The sequence below is a fragment of the Kribbella sp. NBC_01484 genome, from assembly GCF_036227145.1.
Classification (GTDB): Bacteria; Actinomycetota; Actinomycetes; order Propionibacteriales; family Kribbellaceae; genus Kribbella.
Genome location: NZ_CP109437.1, coordinates 2,271,239 through 2,286,464, shown reverse-complemented (window position 1 = coordinate 2,286,464; position 15,226 = coordinate 2,271,239). Strand labels below are relative to the sequence as shown.

Below are 15,226 nucleotides of genomic sequence, written 5' to 3'. Positions count from 1 at the left end.
TGGTGCCCGGCGGCCTGGTGGTCGATTCGCCCGGCCCAAGGAAGACCCGATGCCTGGATCCCGGACGCGATCGCCGGTGCGGTGACGGCTGCCAACCTTGGGGAACCTCGGTGGATGCTGGCGATGACGGAGATCCTCACCCGGCACGATGTCGACGTGCGCTAGGAAACGCGAAGGCTGGGTCCCACCGTCCGGAGGGGTTCCCAGCCTCACTTCTCGATCGAGCAGCGCTCGTGAGCTGTTAACAGTCTGTCGCACCGCGCCTCGGTTGTCATACGCGTTCAGCCCTCAGAGCTTTTGGAGGCGGGTTAGGGCTTCTTGGAGGACTTCGGGTTGTTTGCAGAAGGCCCAGCGGACGAGGGGGCGGCCGAAGTCCTGGTTGTCGTAGAAGACTTGGTGGGGGATGGCTACGACGCCGGCGCGTTCGGGGAGTTGGCGGCAGAAGGTGATGCCGTCGGTGTGGCCGAGGGGGCGGATGTCGGTGGTGACGAAGTAGGTGCCCTGCGGGCGGTGGACCTCGAAGCCGAGGTCGGCCAGGCCGTCGCAGAGGAGGTCGCGGCGGGACTGCAGGTCGGCCCGCAGGGCGTCGAAGTAGTCGTTGCCTAAGGCAAGCGCTTGCGCGACGGCCGGCTGGAAGGGCGCACCGGAGGTGAAGGTGAGGAACTGCTTGGCGGTCGTCACCGCCGTCACCACCGACGGCGATCCGGTGACCCAGCCGATCTTCCAGCCAGTCACCGCGAACGTCTTCCCGGCGCTGCTGATCGACACGGTCCGCTCAGCCATCCCGTCGTACGACGCCAGCGGCCGGTGCTCGAGTCCGTCGTACACGAGGTGTTCGTAGACCTCGTCCGTGATGACGACCAGATCGTGCTCGACGGCGACCGCGCTGATGCCCCGCAGTTCCTCATCGGTGAGGACGGTGCCGGTCGGGTTGTGCGGGGAGTTGATCAGCAGGACCTTCGTGCGCGAGGTGACCGCGGCGCGCAGCTCGTCGAGATCGAGACGGTACGCCGGGGCGCGCAGGGTGACCGGGACCCGGCGGCCGCCGGCGAAGGCGATGCCGGCCGCGTACGAGTCGTAGTACGGCTCGAGCGCGATCACCTCGTCGCCGGGCTCGACGAACGCGAGCAGCGCGGCGGCGATCGCCTCGGTGGCGCCGGTGGTGACGAGGACCTGCGTGTCCGGGTCGTACGAGAGGTCGTAGAACCGCTTCTGGTGGTCGACGATCGCCTGCCGGAGCGCCGGGATGCCCCGGGCCGGCGGGTACTGGTTGGCGCCGGCGCGGATCGCCGCGATCGCATCCTCGAGCAGCGAGTCGGGTCCGTCGCGGTCCGGGAACCCCTGACCGAGGTTGACCGAGCCGGTCGCCACCGCGAGGGCGGACATCTCGGCGAAGATCGTCGTACCGAGCCCGGTCAACCGCTCAGCGTGTGCGCGCATGCCTCAAGACCCTAGGGCATGTCTGACGTGACCATATGCCCGAGCCACGTCCGGACGGTCGCGCGGTCGCCGGCGCTGAACGACGCCTCGAGTTCTGCCTCGACCTTGCGTACGGCGGGGGCCGCGTCGGCCAGCCGCTGTTCGCCGGCCGGGGTGAGGTGGACCTGCTGGGTACGACGGTCCGACGGGTTGGGGCGGCGCTCGACCAGGCCGGCTCGTTCCATGCCGGCGATCAGCTCGTTCGCAGACTGGCGCGCCGTACCGACCTCCCGGCCGACCTCGGCGACGGTGCGGCCCGGCTTCTCCCGAACCAGCAGCAGCGTGCCGTACTGCTGCACGGAGAGCCCGTGCTCGTCCAGGGCGACGGCCAGCGCCGAGCGCATGCTCAGCCAGGCGTGCCGGACGAGGAAGGTGACGCAGCCGGTCGGGTCGCTGGGGTCCATGCGTCTCATTCTGCCGGGGTCGGGACGAAAAAGGAGATTGACAGGTTCCTGTCAATCGGCGACGATGGAACCTCGTCAGGGTCCTGTCAATTATAGGAGACTTCGTGTCCTCGATCGACCCCTCGCGGCAACGCCGCATTCTCGCCGTCCTGGTCGTGTCGGCCGTCCTGATCTGGATCGACTCGACCGTCCTCGGAATCGCCCTCGAACGCCTCGCCGACCCGGTCGACGGCCTCGGCGCCACGCCGGGGCAACTGCAATGGGCCATCGGCATCTATTCGCTGCTCTTCGCCACCGCACTCTTCGCGGCCGGCGCGCTCGGTGATCGGTACGGTCACCGGACCGTGCTGATGGCCGGCCTGCTCATCTTCGGCGGCTCATCGGCCTGGGCCGCCTGGGCCGGCGGTCCGGTCGAGCTCATCCTGGCCCGCGCGACGATGGGTCTGGGCGGAGCGCTGATCATGCCCACGTCGATGGCCATCATCGGCTGGACGTTCCCGCCGGAGCGCCGGGCCGGAGCGATCGCGGCCTGGTCGTCGTCGGCCGGCGTCGGTGTCGCCGTCGGCCCCGTGCTGGGCGGCGTACTGATCGACCACTTCTGGTGGGGATCGGTCTTCACCATCAACCTGCCGATCGTCGCGTTCGGCCTGGTCGGCGCCGCGCTCGTCCTCCCGAACCCGAAGAGCCCGCGGCGGCGCAAGCTCGACCCGGTCGGCCTCGGCCTGTCCACCCTCGGTCTGCTCGGTGTCTCGTACGGACTGATCGAGGGCGGTCACCAAGGCGGCTGGAACCGCTGGCAGGTGTGGTCGAGTATCACCGTCGGCCTCGTCCTGCTGGCCGGCTTCCTGTACTCCGAATGGCGCGAGCACGAGCCGAGCTTCGACCCGCGCCTGTTCCGCAACCGCCGGTTCGCCGCGGGCAACTTCGCCCTCGCCGCGGTCTTCCTGACGATCACCGGGCAGAGCTTCTACCTGGCCTTCTATCTGCAAGGCGCGCGTGGCATGAGCGCCCTGTCGGCGGGCCTGATGTCACTGCCCGGCGCGGCCGGAGTAGTGGTTGGTTCACCGCTCGGCGCCCGCCTGGCCGCCCGCTTCGGGGTGGCACCAGTGTCTGGCACGGCTGTACTCGCGCTGGCATTGTGCTTCGCGCTCAACCTCACGTACGACGTGCACACCTCGCTGATCTGGATCGGTATAGTCGGTGGACTGGCCGGCCTGGCGATCGGTGTGACCGTCGCACCCACCACCACGGCCGTAATGGCGACTCTGCCGATGGACCGCATCGGCGCCGGCTCGGCTGTCAGCAATGCGCTGCGTCAGGTCGGCAGCGTTCTCGGTGTCGCCGTCCTCGGCACGATCGTGTCGTCGACGTACCAGCATCGGATCGCACCGTCGCTGGCCGGCCTTCCCGATAACCTCCGCGAAGCCGCGGGGACGTCCGCCGAGGCAACCCGGCACGCCGCCGGCACGATCGGCCGGCCGGACCTGGTGCACGTCGCGAACAACACCTTCGTCCACGCGATGCACACCGCAGCAGCGGTTGCCTCCGGCATCGTCTTCGTGGGCGCAGTCGTACTCACACTGGCGTTCCGCGTGGCCCGCCGTACGCCGGAGGTCCCGGCGGAACCCGAGCCCACCACCGTCGAGGTGTGAGCGGGCCGCTGGGGACGAGTTGGGTGGCCTTCTCGTCCCCAGCGGCCGGGATCCCGGGTGGTCAGCTCCAGGGTGACGGTGGCGGCGGAGGTACGACGGCGGGGCGGTCCTCGCACCACGTTGCTCCGGTCCAGCCGCCGTCGTTGCCGGCCAGCAGGCGTACGTCGAACTCCGGCGGCCCGTTGAAGTGGAACGTCCCGCAGTTGTTGACGAACGGCGCGCCGACGTTGCGCGCGTCGACATTCTCGAACGTCGCCCAGCCGCCGACCCGGGCGTTGACCACGTTCGTCCCGGTGCCGTCGACCTTGATGTTGCGCACGGCAACGTTCGTGATCGCGTAGTCGTCCTTCACCGGCCAGTCGACGACGAACATCATCGCGTTGTACGTCGAGTCGAGGAACGAGCTGTCGGTGATCTCGATCGTCCCGGACATCGTGGACTGCAACGCGTACAGCCAGATCGCGCCGAGTCCGATGTCCCAGTTCAGGTCGCGCGGACCACCGCGGACCGTGGTGTTGCGGGTGAACGTCAACTTCCCCTCGAACGGCGTGGCGTTGAACCGCGAGCCCGCGTGCAACGTGCTGCCCTCACGGATCGGGTCGGCGACCAGGTTGTCGGTGACCGCGTTGTCGCGACCGCCGTAGATCGCGATGTCGTTCGCGAGTACCGGCGTCTGGACCGTGTTGTGGTCGTAGACGTTGCTGTGATTGACCAGGCCGTCCGGGTTGGACTCCGACCACATCGCCAAGCCGTCGTCACCGCTGTTGCGGACGAAGTTGTTGGTCGCCCGGACGTTCGAGACACCGAGATGCAGGTTCATCCCGTCGGCGACCGCGTCCGTGACGATGTTGTTGCGGATCAGCAGGCCGTCCATCGGGCCATCGAGCCAGATGCCGACCTTGGTGTGGTGCAGATAGAGGTTCTCGATCGTCGAGCCGCCGCCGATCGCGCCGCCGATCCCGTTGACCTGATCGGTGTCGATCCGTTCCCGTACGTCGCTCTCGATCGCGAAGTCGGCCAGGTGAACCCGGGTGCTCCCGCCGTCGGCGGCGTACTTGCCGTAGAAGCCCGGTGCGCTGTGCACCGACTTGTCCGGCGCGGGTTCGGCCAGCGGCAGGACCTTGCCCTTGATGATCGTCCACCAGTTGCCGGCGCCGCCGACCGTGACGTTGTCGACGACGATGTGGCGGTTGACCTGGAACCTGCCCGGCGGGATGAAGACCGACCAGCCGATCCGCTGCGCCGCCGCGATGGTCCGCTCGATCGCGGGTGCGGCGTCGTGCCGGCCGGTGGGGTCGGCGCCGAAGAGCCGGACGTCCAAGGACCGCGCGGGTTGCTCCAGCGGCGCCTTCACCAGCTCGAAGTCTGCAACATCCAGCACATACCAAGCGGCATTCGTCTTCTTGGGTACGGCGAACCGGACGCGGTCACCGGCCTGGTAGGTCCGGTCGAGCAGGAGCCGCTGCTCGTCGTAGAAGTGGTTCGGCCGGAACGGCTTGGCGACCGGATCCGGCTCGGGCTTCCACCAGCCCGGGATCGGGTCGACGTTCGGGTCGTTGGAGAACGGATACATCCCGTAGAGCCAGGCGTACTGCGACGTCAGCGTCATCGTCCGCTTGTGCTTGCCGTTGACCGTCACGTCGAGGGGCGCCGTGATCCCACCACCGCCCGGTGCGTCCGGGATGCTGTAGCGAAGCGTCAGTGCGTTGGCCGGCCGGGTCAGCGTGAATTCGACGTACTGCGAAGGTTGCAGGCGTACGGCGGTCCGTCCGGACGCCTCGGCCGGCAACGTGTAGGCCTCCCGGCTCGGGCCGATCTTCTCGCCCGTGTAGTCAGCGTTCTCGGCCTCTTGCTCGAGGAACGCGACCTCCGCTCCGCGTCCGGAGACGAGCGCCGGATCCAGCCCGGCGCGGGTAATCCGCGGCGCCGGGCGAGTGGCGACCGCGGGAGTAGTGAGGACGGCACCCAGGAGTGCGGTGGTGAGCGCGACCGCGACGGCGCGCAGGTGTGATCGGGACATTGGCGGATCCCCTCCAGACGAACTGCCTGGAGAGTATGTAGTCGAGCACCTGTCTGCAAGATCTCGACAGAAGAAAGAAAATTCCTTTCAGGAACGAAGGCTCGGCGGACGCACCATGAAGACGTCGACCGGGTCCTCCGACTCCATGACGAAACCGTGCCGCTCGTACAGCCGGCGGGCCGCGCTGCCCTGCAAGACGTTCAGGCCGACGGTCGCGCCCTGAGCGTCGGTCTGCTCCAGAATCGAGCGCAGGATCGCCGATCCCAGCCCTCGGCCCTGGCAGTGTGGGGTGAGGTAGAAGTGCTCGAGCCACTGCCTGCCGGCGCTGGGGCGGAGCGTGATGGAGCCCGCGAACTCGCCGTCGACCAGGATGATCGAGGTGTGCTGCCGGGAGAGCGAATCCCGCAACCGCTGCCGCACGCGGTGCTCGTCGTACCGCCCGAGGCGTTCCAGATCCGGACGCATGACCACAGCGCGCAGGTCGGCGAGCGGCTCGATGTCGGTGGTAGCCACAGCGCGCAAGGCCCAGTCCGAGGTCTGTGCCACCTCAGCGTCCATCGTCAACTCGCCGGCACCGCCTCGGCCGGCAGGTCGACCTGGGGCACGGGGCGGAGGGCCCGGAGCCAGAGTTCGGTTTGGGCGATGTGGGCCGAGGCGGCGGTCGCGGCGGCCGCTGGGTCGCGGGTCGCGATGGCGGCGAGGATGGCGCGGTGGCCGCGGTCGCTGGTCTGCTTGATGGCATCGAAGTCCGCGCCGGGCTCGAAGATGCGGTAGTGCCCACCGCGGCCCCGGATCACGCCGGTCAAGGCGGTGACGGTCGGGTTGCCGCCCGCCGTACAGATCGCGTTGTGGAACTCGGCGTCGAGATGCTGGATCTCGGTCGCGTCCGTGGTCGACTCGAGGCGGTCGAGGATGGCACTCAGCCGCGCCTGCAGGTCCGGGTCCTGGCGGGCCGCGGCCGAGGCGGTGGCGTGGGACTCCAGCACGCGGCGGACCTCGAGCAACTGGAGGACGCCTTCGAGCGGGATCAGCTCGACCGACAGCGAGAACCGGCTGATGATCTCGGCCGGATCCAGCGCCGAGACGTAGGTGCCCGAACCGTGCCGTGACTCGATCACGCCGAGCGCGGCCAGCGACCGGGCCGCCTCTCGCAACGAACTGCGCGACACCCCGAGGTGGTCGCACAGTTCGGGCTCCGGCGGGAACTTGGCCCCTGGCCCGAGCTCCCCGGACGCAATCATCTGGCGCAGGCCGGCCAATGCCTTGTCGGTGGCTGCCACTCGCTACCTCCCCGTCCCTGTCGATACACGTGCAGGGTAAGTCCTCAGACCAATCGCGGTCACGTTGCCCTCTGTGCGGGCCGTTCCCCGCGAGGCGCCGACCGATTCATCAGATGTCAGGAGGTCAGTTCGCGGGCCACGACGAGGCCGAGCTGGAAGCGGGTGGTGACGCCACGGTCGGCCATCACGTGCGCGATCCATCGCCGCGTGGTTCGGAGGCTGATCCCGAGCTGACGGGCGATTGCCTCGTCCTTCAGCCCGGCCGAGAGCAGTTGCAGCACCCGTTGCTCGGACTTGGCCGGCGGCTGGCCGCCGTTCAGGTGCTGGTCGAAGGGAATGCTCCGCTCCCACATGCCGTCGAAATGCGTGACGAGCAGAGAGAGCAAGGAACTCGGATGGACCAGCACCGCGGTCTCCGCCGCGTCCGCTCCGGCGACCCCCAGCGGTAACAGCGCGAGGCGACGGTCCACGATGACCAGCTTGGTCGGCACGACCGGCGAGAGCCGTGCTTGCTCGCCCGCGTCCCGGAAGGCCGTCATCGTGGCGAGCTGACCCGGCTCGGTCAGTGACTCGGTGGAGTAGATCGCCCGCCACCGCACGCCGCGGGCCAGCGCATCCATCTCGTCAGGGTTGTCTTGGGCGCCGACGTACGGAGGCTTGTCGAACACCACCACCTCGTGCTCGGCGCCGCTCATCAGTTGGACCGCCCGCTGACTGATGGCGGCCTGGCCGCTGATCAGCTCGACGACCTGCGAGGTGTGCTCGTAGCGCGTGCCCTGGTGGAAGTCCGCGAGCAGGCTCTCCGCCGCCAGCCTGGCCCGCTCGAGCTCGTCCTGGCGGTGGGCGATCAGCGAGCCGACTGCGACATCCGGCGGTGCCGGGAGGAATCTCGCCGGAACGCCGGGCCTCCTGCTCACCAGTCCGCATCGCTCGAGCCGCGCGATCGCCTGCCGGGCACGGGTCGCGCCGATCTCGGTTCCGGCGGTCAGCTCGGCCAATGTCGATCCGGGAGTGGTCAGCAACCGCCGGTAGAGCTGCTCGTCCAGTGCGGCGACACCGACGGCGGAGAGCTTGCCCTGGTCACGTCGCTCCCTGGTGGACATCGTGGCGAGAGTACTCCGCGGAACCGGTCTCGGCGCAGTGAATATCTCGATGGCCGGTGAAGGACATTGGCTGCATCGTGCCGCCCGATCCTCTGGCCGCTCGCTGCGTGCCGTGAGCACACTGCATCCGCCATAGATCGATTTCCGTCATGCCATCGGGAGTGCCCTCATGCATCCTGTACCGAGACGTGTCGTCCGGGGGGCGGTGGCGTTGGCGACGCCGCTGACCCTCGTCCTCGCGGCCACCCCAGCTGTCGCCACACCCTCGACGCCGAGTTCTCCGACGCCCAGCACGCGGGTGATCGTCCAGTTCGCCGGCGCCCCGGCTCCGTCCGCTGGAGCGCGGGCTCGGCAGCAGGCCGCGATCGTGCAGGCCGCACATGCGAGCTTCCGGCAGTCCGTCGCCACCGCTGGCATCCATGCCACCGTCACCCGCGAGTTCAGCCAGCTCCTCAACGCCGTGGCCGTCACCACGGACGAGGCCGGCGCCGCCCGGCTCCGCACGCTGCCCGGCGTGACCGCGGTGTACCCGGACCAGCAGCTGCACTCCACCGGTGACGCCGCACTGTCGCAGATCCAGGCGCCTCAGGTGTGGCAGACCAAGGATCGGAAGGGTACGCCGGTCACCGGCGCCGGGCAGACGATCGCGATCGTGGACACCGGGATCGACTACACCCACCCCGATCTCGGGGGCGGATTCGGCCATGGCCACAAGGTCGCCGCCGGGTACGACTTCGTCAACAACGACACCGACCCGATGGACGACAACGGTCACGGCACCCACGTCGCCGGGATCGTCGCCGGCCGCAGTACGCAGGCTGACGGCAGGACCGGCGTCGCGCCGGGCGCGACCCTTACCGCCTACAAGGTGCTGGGCGAGGACGGCCGCGGCTACGAGTCCGCGGTCATCGCCGGGTTCGAGGCCGCGGTTGCCGTCGGCAACCCGTACCGCGCGGACGTCGTGAATCTGAGCCTGTCCGGCGACCCGGCCCCCGACGACCCGCTCGAGCAGGCCGCCGAGAACGCCGTCCACGACGGGGTCGTCGTGGTCGCTGCCGCGGGCAACGAAGGTCCCGGCGAAGGCACCGTCGGTTCGCCGGCGGAGGCGCCGGGCATCCTCGCGGTCGGCGCCAGCATCACCGGCATCGACGTACCGACCGTCACGGTCACCGCGCCGATCCGGCGCGCACTCGACGTCCAGCGGGTGGGACTGTCGGCGAACCCGCCGGCCGGTGGTGAGGACCTGGAGGTCGTCGACGCGGTCAACGGCACCCCGGACGACTACGACACCATCGACGCCACCGGTAAGGCCGTCCTGGTCGCGTACAACAGCGAGATGCTCGGCGACATCCTCGCGACGGCCGAGCAGCACGGCGCGAAGGCGGTGCTGCTGCGAACGCCGAACTACTACAGGGGCGGCGCGGGTCACCTGCTGCTCCCGGCCTTCGCCACCGGTTCGTCGGACGATCCGGGCAAGGCTTCGATGGTCGCCGCCGTGATGAACGGGACCGATGCGTCGGATCTGGCGCAGTGGCTCACGCAGGGCCCGGTCCAGGTCCACATCGGTGGCACCGACGCGACCGACCAGATCGCCGGGTTCAGCTCCCACGGGCCCGCGTCGGGCAGCTTCGCGATCAAGCCGGATCTGGTCGCGCCCGGCGTCGAGATCCGGTCCACCTGGCCCGGCGGTCAGTACGCCGACGACAGCGGTACCAGTATGGCCGCGCCGCATGTCGCCGGTGCCGCCGCACTGATCCGGCAGGCGCACCCCGACTGGACCGCCGAGCAGGTCGCCGCGGCCCTGACCGGCGGCGCCGACCGGCTGTCCGGGTACGACGCCGTCACCCAAGGATCAGGTCGTCTCGACGTGGCCAGTGCCGACCGGCTGGCCGTCCTGCCGAGCAAGCGATCCCTGAGCCTGGGCGTCGCGGACCTCAGCAGCCACACGCTGCGCCCCACGACCACGCTCACGCTCACCAACGTGTCGTCCACGACCAGGACGCTGCACTTCGACGCGAAGCCGGCCACTGGCACGCCGGCGAAGGTCTCTGTGACTCCGAGCTCCGCCCGACTCAGCCCGGGGAAGAAGGTGACGGTCCGCCTCACGGTGACCGGCCCGCGTCCATCCGGCGGTGCGGACTGGAGCGGCTGGCTGCGTGCCTCGGTCAGTGGATCCCCGGAACTGTCCGTCCCCTGGCTGCTGGCCGTAAGTCCGCTCGACCTACACGCGAACCCCGACCCGACCGTCTCGGGCGCGTCGGTCTACATCCACTCGGAGGCCGGTCTGGCCACGGCTCCGCGGGTGTCCGTGACTGCGCCCGGTTCGCATCACGCGATCACCGGTACGGCGACGTTCGACCACACCGGCTGGTGGAAGTACACCGTGCCTGCGGGGCCGGCCGGCGCGTACCAGGTGTCCGCGGTCGCCCGGACCCCTTCGGGCGCCTGGCTCGACGGACAGACGTCGTACGAAGAGTTGGGCACTGCGCATGGGTCCGGCCCGAACGGATGGCAGTCCGTCGGTCCGACCAGTCAGGGTGCGGACAAGATCGGGTACACCTCGAAGGCCGGGCGGATGTTCGCCCTGCCGTACCTGTCGCCGCGGCCCGGCGTGTTCCGGACCGACGACGCCGGCACCACCTGGCGTGAGCTGCGCAATCTCCCGATCGGTGGCGGCGTGAACCTGGGGATGGCGACCGACCCGACCCGGCCGGACACGGTGTACCTCGCGGTCGAGGGCGGACCGGACCCGACGTACCAGGGGAAGATCCTGGTCAGCCACGACGCGGGCGAAACGTGGACCACACTGCCGTTCCCGGACGTCAGCCCGAGGGACCTGTCCATCGACCCGACCGGGCGGATCCTCATCGTGCCCGCGTTCGACAACAGCATCTATGTCAGCACCGACCGCGGTCAGACGTGGACGAACTACCGTAGCCCCGGCGAGAACCTGCAACAGGTCAGCCTGATCGGCCACGACCTGTACTTCGGCGATGGGCTGAAGCTCTACGTCATCCGCAACGTCGACGGTACGCCGGAGCCGCGGCAGGAACTCTTCACGTCGCCCGAGGAGGACCAGTTCGTGGAGGAGGTCGCCGGTGACGCGAATCTCCTCGTGGCGCGCACCGCGCGGCGGCTCTACCTGTCCCGTGATAACGGTGCGAGCTGGCAACCCGGGCTGGCTGCGGCGGAGACCGACACGTTCGCCACGGTGCAATTGGTCAACGGCGACCTGTACGCCGCGACCGATGGCCAGATCTTTGTCGACCGGGGCGAGGGGACGCAGTGGAGCACGGTGCCGGCTCCCGTCGGCAACGATATCTTTCGGATCTCCTCACCGCCGAACAGCAAGCGGCTGGTGGTTTCCGCGGTGGGCAGCGGTGTGTACCTCACCGATGATTCCGGTGCCACATACCACCGTGTCGGCCTGACCAGCGCCGACGTTCATGCGCTGGCAGTGGGGCAGGACGCGTCCGGCAAGTCCACCCTCGTCGCCGGTACGACGTTCTCCACCTTCACGACCGGGTTGCCGGTCCAGCCTGTTCCCAGCCCGGCCGACCACGACTGGGGACTCAACGGCAGCGACATCCTGCTGGGGAACCGGATCACGGCGCTGACCACCGACCCGTCCGATCCGCACCGGCTGTTCCGGGCCGTGTCGAAGGCACAGGGCCGTCCGACGATCGAGGAGTCGACCGATGGCGGCAGTACCTGGACGGTCAAGATGAGTGTGCTGGCCAATGCCCGCGTGTACCAGATCGTCGTCGACCCGGCGAACCGCGACTACATCTATGCGGCGGTCAACGACGTCCTGAGCCCGGGCGTGGTGGTCAGCCGTGACGGCGGCAAGACGTGGCGGAAGAACAACCTGCCCATCCTCGTCACCGCGATCGCCGCCGATCCGCGCAACCCCGACCACCTTTGGCTCGGCGGGCCGGACGGGCTGTACCGCTCGGACGACCAGGGCCAGTCGGTCCAGCGGCTGTCCGCCGTACCGGTGTCGGTCCTGGCGCTCGACCCGCACAACCCCGACCACCTGGTCATCGGCGGGAGCGGCTTGTACGACAGCCGGGACGGTGGCCGGACCGTGAAGGCCGCCTCGACGTCCGGGTTCCGGCTGAACATCACCGCCCTGACGTACGGCGCCGACGGCCTGCTCTTCGCGGCCGACGGCGACGGCGCCGACGCGGGACTCCCGGTCGGCGGCCGGGGTGTGCTGAACAGCCGCGACGGTGGGCGCAGCTGGCACAACATCTCCGACGGCCTGCCCAACCTGGACGTGGCCAGCCTGATCACGTCGCCGGACGGGCGGTGGCTGTACGCCGGAACCGTCGGCGGTGGCGTCTACCGGATCACGACCCACTGAGCACGACCTACTGAGCCGTCCGGCCGGTCCCGTGGCGCCGCGGGACCGGCCGGACATCTACGTCATATCCCTGAGGAACGCGGGCAGGTCCCGGACCTGCCAGCGCTTCGGCGCAATCCGCTCGTACGGCGTCCCGTCCGCAGCCGGCTCGTGCGTCACCCACGCGGTCGTCATCCCGCGCTCGTGGGGGAGGGTGAGGTTCACCTCGAGGTCGTCGATCATCGCCGCCCGAGCCGGGTCGATCGCGAACCGGGTCAGGAACGCGTCGAGGCTCTCCGGGTACGGCTTCGGGATCAGGTCGCCGGCGAGGATGTCGAAGACACCGTCGAAGTGGGTCGTCAGCCCGAGTCGCCCGAGCGCCTGCTCGGCGTGGTAGACGGAGCCGTTCGTGTAGACGAAGCGCCGTCCGGGCAACGCCTCGAGCGCCGCGGCGAGGTCGGGATCCGGAGTCAGCACCGAATAGTCGATCCGGCGCTCGAAGCCGAGGAACGCGTGCGGGTCGATGTCGCGAGTGACCATGGCACCGCGCAGCGAGGTGCCGTACTGCGCAACCAGCTCGGCCTGGATCCGCCGGGCACCGGTCAGGTCGGTGCCGTAGAAGCCGGCGACGGCCGAGAGGATGCCGTGCGTGAGTTGCGCGGCCAAAGCGGAGCCGGCGGGATACAGCGTGTTGTCGAGGTCGAGGATCCAGGTGTCGACGTCAGGCCGCATCTGGCCAGGGTAGTGACACACTGGGGGCGTCACCGACGGGAGGAATTGAACGTGGCGACTGCGCTCATCACCGGGCCGGCGACCGGGATCGGCCGTGCGTTCGCGGACAAGCTGGCGCGGGAAGGCTACGACCTGGTGCTGGTGTCGCGGGACGAGGCGCGGCTGAAGGAGGTCGCGGCCGACATCGCCCGGCTCCACGGGGCCGCGTGCGAGGTGCTGGCCGCGGACCTGACCGATGCGGACGACCTGGCCCGGGTGGAGGAACGGTTCCGGACCGGACCGATCGAGGTGCTGGTGAACAACGCCGGCTTCGGGCAGAAGAAGCCCTTCTGGGCCAACCCGGTCGAGGTCGAGGAGAAGCAGCTCGACCTGCTGGTCCGCGTCGTACTGCGGCTCACGCATGCCGCCGTGCTCCCGATGATCGAGCGCGGATCCGGTGCGGTGATCAACGTGTCGTCGGTGGCCGGGTTCATGCAGCGCAACGTCTACAGCGCACACAAAGCGTGGGTGACGAACTTCTCGGCCGGTCTCGCGGTCGAACTGCACGCGAAGGGTGTCGCGGTGATGGCGTTGTGCCCGGGCTTCGTGCACACCGAGTTCCACGAACGGATGGGGATGGACAAGACGATCATCCCGTCGTTCCTGTGGCTGGACGCGACAGACCTGGTCGAGGACGCGTGGAAGGACCTGATGCGCGGCAAGCCGGTCTCGGTCCCGAGCCGCCGCTACAAACTGATCGTCGGCGTGACCCGCTTCATCCCCCGGGCCCTCATCGCACGGGTCTCGACCGTAGGCCTGGACGGCCGCCGCCGCCTTTGACCGGCTGGAGGGACTCGTACAGAGTCTTGGCCAGCGCGCCGGCGTAGGCGTTCCGCTCCTCGTCCGAGGTGTCGATGCCGGTGAAGTTGACCTCGAAACCGCGCTGGAAGCAGGCGCCGAAGAGCAGTGCGGCCGCGGCTTCGACATCCGCCGTACGTCGAATCCGTCCGAGCTTCTGCTCTTCGCGGAGGTAAAGGATCAGACCCTCCTGGGCTTTGTGCGGACCGGCGTTCAGCTCCCGCATGCGCCGGCGGTGCGCGATCAGCAGGTCCTGCGACGAGAACAACGAGACCAGGATCGGGAAACCGTCGACGTAGAAGTCGATCGCGGTCCGTGCCAGCTGGGTCAGATTGGCGCGGACCGTGCCGATGCCGGGGTTGCCGATCAGTTCCATGAGCGAGCCGGGAAGCTCGGGCAGTCGCTCGTGCATGACCGCGAGCAGGATCGCGGCCTTGTCGGAGAAGTGCTTGTACAGCGCGGCTTCGGAGTATCCGGCGACCTGGGCGATCGACTTCGTCGTCGCCCGCGCGAACCCCTGCGTCCGCATCACCTCCGCGGCCGCGTCCAGGATGTCGTCCCGCGTACTCATCCCCGTGCTCCCCTCGTCGACGGCAGCCTACCTTGACAGGTTGGTGAGTATTCACTAACCATGGTGAGTAAGTGTTCACTAACCTGAAGGGCTGACGATGAAGCTCGTGGTGTTCGGGGCGTCGGGGCGGATGGGGATCGAGCTGGTGCGGCAAGGCGTGGCCGCGGGCCACGAGGTGACGGCCGTGGTGCGCGAGGGGTCGACCGTCCAACTACCAACGCCGGCAGGAACTGTGGGCGGTGCCGGCGAGCAGGTGACCGCGGATGTGATGGATCCGCAGGCGATCGCGTCGGTGGTGGAAGGGTGCGACGCGGTGCTGTCGGTGTTGGGACCTCCAGGGAACGGGCCGAGCACTGTGCTCACGGACGGAGCGCAGAGTGTGCTGCGGGCGATGGGGGAGACCGGCGTACGGCGGTTCCTGGTCGTGAGCGTGGCCGGCATTCACAGCAAGGGAGACGGGCCGGTCACGAAATACGTCGTGAAGCCGATTCTCCAGCGGATCCTGCGGGAGCCGTTCGCGGATGCGCGCCGGATGGAGCAACTCGTTCGCGCGAGCGAGTTGGACTGGACGATCGTCTGCCCACCAAAGCTCACTACCGGTGCGGCGAAGGGAACGATCCGCAGCAACACCGACGGGACGGTGCGTGGCGGATTCACGATCACTCGTGCGGACGTAGCGGCGTATCTGCTCAGTGCGATCGACAACGCGGCAGTCATTCGGAAGACCGTTGTCATAGCCAACTAAATATGCCCTTTCAGCCACTGGAGCCATCGCTGAGCTTGTGTGATCCTGATAAATAGCT

Annotated in this window: 12 protein-coding genes; 4 read left to right on the top strand and 8 right to left on the bottom strand. The window is 68.9% G+C overall.

The features are described 5' to 3' along the window. Positions 1 to 288: 288 nt before the first annotated feature. Positions 289 to 1,440 (bottom strand): pyridoxal phosphate-dependent aminotransferase, encoded by a 1,152-nt coding sequence (locus tag OG555_RS11235; RefSeq protein ID WP_329482765.1) that lies wholly within the window; start codon positions 1,438 to 1,440, stop codon positions 289 to 291. Positions 1,441 to 1,451: 11 nt separating this feature from the next. Beyond that, positions 1,452 to 1,883, bottom strand: a complete 432-nt coding sequence (locus OG555_RS11230; RefSeq protein ID WP_329482764.1) for a MarR family winged helix-turn-helix transcriptional regulator — start codon at positions 1,881 to 1,883, stop codon at positions 1,452 to 1,454. A gap of 104 nt (positions 1,884 to 1,987) precedes the next feature. Between OG555_RS11230 and OG555_RS11225 the strand changes: the two genes are divergently transcribed. After that, positions 1,988 to 3,535 carry an MFS transporter gene (locus OG555_RS11225; RefSeq protein ID WP_329482763.1) on the top strand — a complete coding sequence of 516 codons (1,548 nt, stop codon included), beginning with the start codon at positions 1,988 to 1,990 and terminating at the stop codon, positions 3,533 to 3,535. 61 nt (positions 3,536 to 3,596) lie between these two features. On the opposite strand, the gene OG555_RS11220 is transcribed toward OG555_RS11225, so the two are convergent. The 4 genes from OG555_RS11220 to OG555_RS11205 all read right to left on the bottom strand — a co-directional run bounded on the left by OG555_RS11220 (position 3,597) and on the right by OG555_RS11205 (position 7,938). Then, positions 3,597 to 5,555 carry a glycosyl hydrolase family 28-related protein gene (locus OG555_RS11220; protein ID WP_329482762.1) on the bottom strand — a complete coding sequence of 653 codons (1,959 nt, stop codon included), beginning with the start codon at positions 5,553 to 5,555 and terminating at the stop codon, positions 3,597 to 3,599. Between the two features lie 87 nt (positions 5,556 to 5,642). Then, a complete protein-coding gene (locus OG555_RS11215) occupies positions 5,643 to 6,113 on the bottom strand; it encodes a GNAT family N-acetyltransferase (protein ID WP_329482761.1) in 471 nt (156 codons plus the stop codon). A gap of 2 nt (positions 6,114 to 6,115) precedes the next feature. Beyond that, entirely contained in the window at positions 6,116 to 6,835 is a 720-nt protein-coding gene (locus tag OG555_RS11210) for a FadR/GntR family transcriptional regulator (protein ID WP_329482760.1), read from the bottom strand. Between the two features lie 116 nt (positions 6,836 to 6,951). Then, positions 6,952 to 7,938 carry a helix-turn-helix domain-containing protein gene (locus tag OG555_RS11205; RefSeq protein ID WP_329482759.1) on the bottom strand — a complete coding sequence of 329 codons (987 nt, stop codon included), beginning with the start codon at positions 7,936 to 7,938 and terminating at the stop codon, positions 6,952 to 6,954. Between the two features lie 169 nt (positions 7,939 to 8,107). Here OG555_RS11205 and OG555_RS11200 point away from each other — a divergent pair, with 169 nt between their 5' ends. Continuing rightward, positions 8,108 to 12,304, top strand: coding sequence for a S8 family serine peptidase (locus OG555_RS11200; RefSeq protein WP_329482758.1), 4,197 nt, complete (start codon positions 8,108 to 8,110; stop codon positions 12,302 to 12,304). Positions 12,305 to 12,361: 57 nt separating this feature from the next. Here the strand turns inward: OG555_RS11200 and OG555_RS11195 are convergent, their stop codons facing one another. Continuing rightward, complete coding sequence (locus tag OG555_RS11195) at positions 12,362 to 13,015, bottom strand: HAD-IA family hydrolase (RefSeq protein ID WP_329482757.1); 654 nt, start codon at positions 13,013 to 13,015, stop codon at positions 12,362 to 12,364. A 51-nt stretch (positions 13,016 to 13,066) separates the two neighbouring features. Here OG555_RS11195 and OG555_RS11190 point away from each other — a divergent pair, with 51 nt between their 5' ends. Then, positions 13,067 to 13,834, top strand: a complete 768-nt coding sequence (locus OG555_RS11190) for an SDR family NAD(P)-dependent oxidoreductase (protein WP_329482756.1) — start codon at positions 13,067 to 13,069, stop codon at positions 13,832 to 13,834. Here the strand turns inward: OG555_RS11190 and OG555_RS11185 are convergent. Then, positions 13,785 to 14,423: a TetR/AcrR family transcriptional regulator gene (locus OG555_RS11185; protein WP_329482755.1), complete on the bottom strand. Its 639-nt coding sequence runs from the start codon at positions 14,421 to 14,423 to the stop codon at positions 13,785 to 13,787. The genes OG555_RS11190 and OG555_RS11185 overlap by 50 nt on opposite strands. 97 nt (positions 14,424 to 14,520) lie before the next feature. Here OG555_RS11185 and OG555_RS11180 point away from each other — a divergent pair, with 97 nt between their 5' ends. Beyond that, positions 14,521 to 15,168 carry an NAD(P)-dependent oxidoreductase gene (locus OG555_RS11180; protein WP_329482754.1) on the top strand — a complete coding sequence of 216 codons (648 nt, stop codon included), beginning with the start codon at positions 14,521 to 14,523 and terminating at the stop codon, positions 15,166 to 15,168. The last annotated feature ends 58 nt before the right edge of the window (positions 15,169 to 15,226 follow it).

What these genes read in the sequence shown, in the direction of transcription:
- OG555_RS11235 (WP_329482765.1), bottom strand. Translation starts at nt 1,440, where the DNA reads ATGCGCGCACACGCTGAGCGGTTGACCGGGCTCGGTACGACGATCTTC.
- OG555_RS11230 (WP_329482764.1), bottom strand. Translation starts at nt 1,883, where the DNA reads ATGGACCCCAGCGACCCGACCGGCTGCGTCACCTTCCTCGTCCGGCAC.
- OG555_RS11220 (WP_329482762.1), bottom strand. Translation starts at nt 5,555, where the DNA reads ATGTCCCGATCACACCTGCGCGCCGTCGCGGTCGCGCTCACCACCGCA.
- OG555_RS11215 (WP_329482761.1), bottom strand. Translation starts at nt 6,113, where the DNA reads ATGGACGCTGAGGTGGCACAGACCTCGGACTGGGCCTTGCGCGCTGTG.
- OG555_RS11205 (WP_329482759.1), bottom strand. Translation starts at nt 7,938, where the DNA reads ATGTCCACCAGGGAGCGACGTGACCAGGGCAAGCTCTCCGCCGTCGGT.
- OG555_RS11200 (WP_329482758.1), top strand. Translation starts at nt 8,108, where the DNA reads ATGCATCCTGTACCGAGACGTGTCGTCCGGGGGGCGGTGGCGTTGGCG.
- OG555_RS11195 (WP_329482757.1), bottom strand. Translation starts at nt 13,015, where the DNA reads ATGCGGCCTGACGTCGACACCTGGATCCTCGACCTCGACAACACGCTG.
- OG555_RS11185 (WP_329482755.1), bottom strand. Translation starts at nt 14,423, where the DNA reads ATGAGTACGCGGGACGACATCCTGGACGCGGCCGCGGAGGTGATGCGG.
- OG555_RS11180 (WP_329482754.1), top strand. Translation starts at nt 14,521, where the DNA reads ATGAAGCTCGTGGTGTTCGGGGCGTCGGGGCGGATGGGGATCGAGCTG.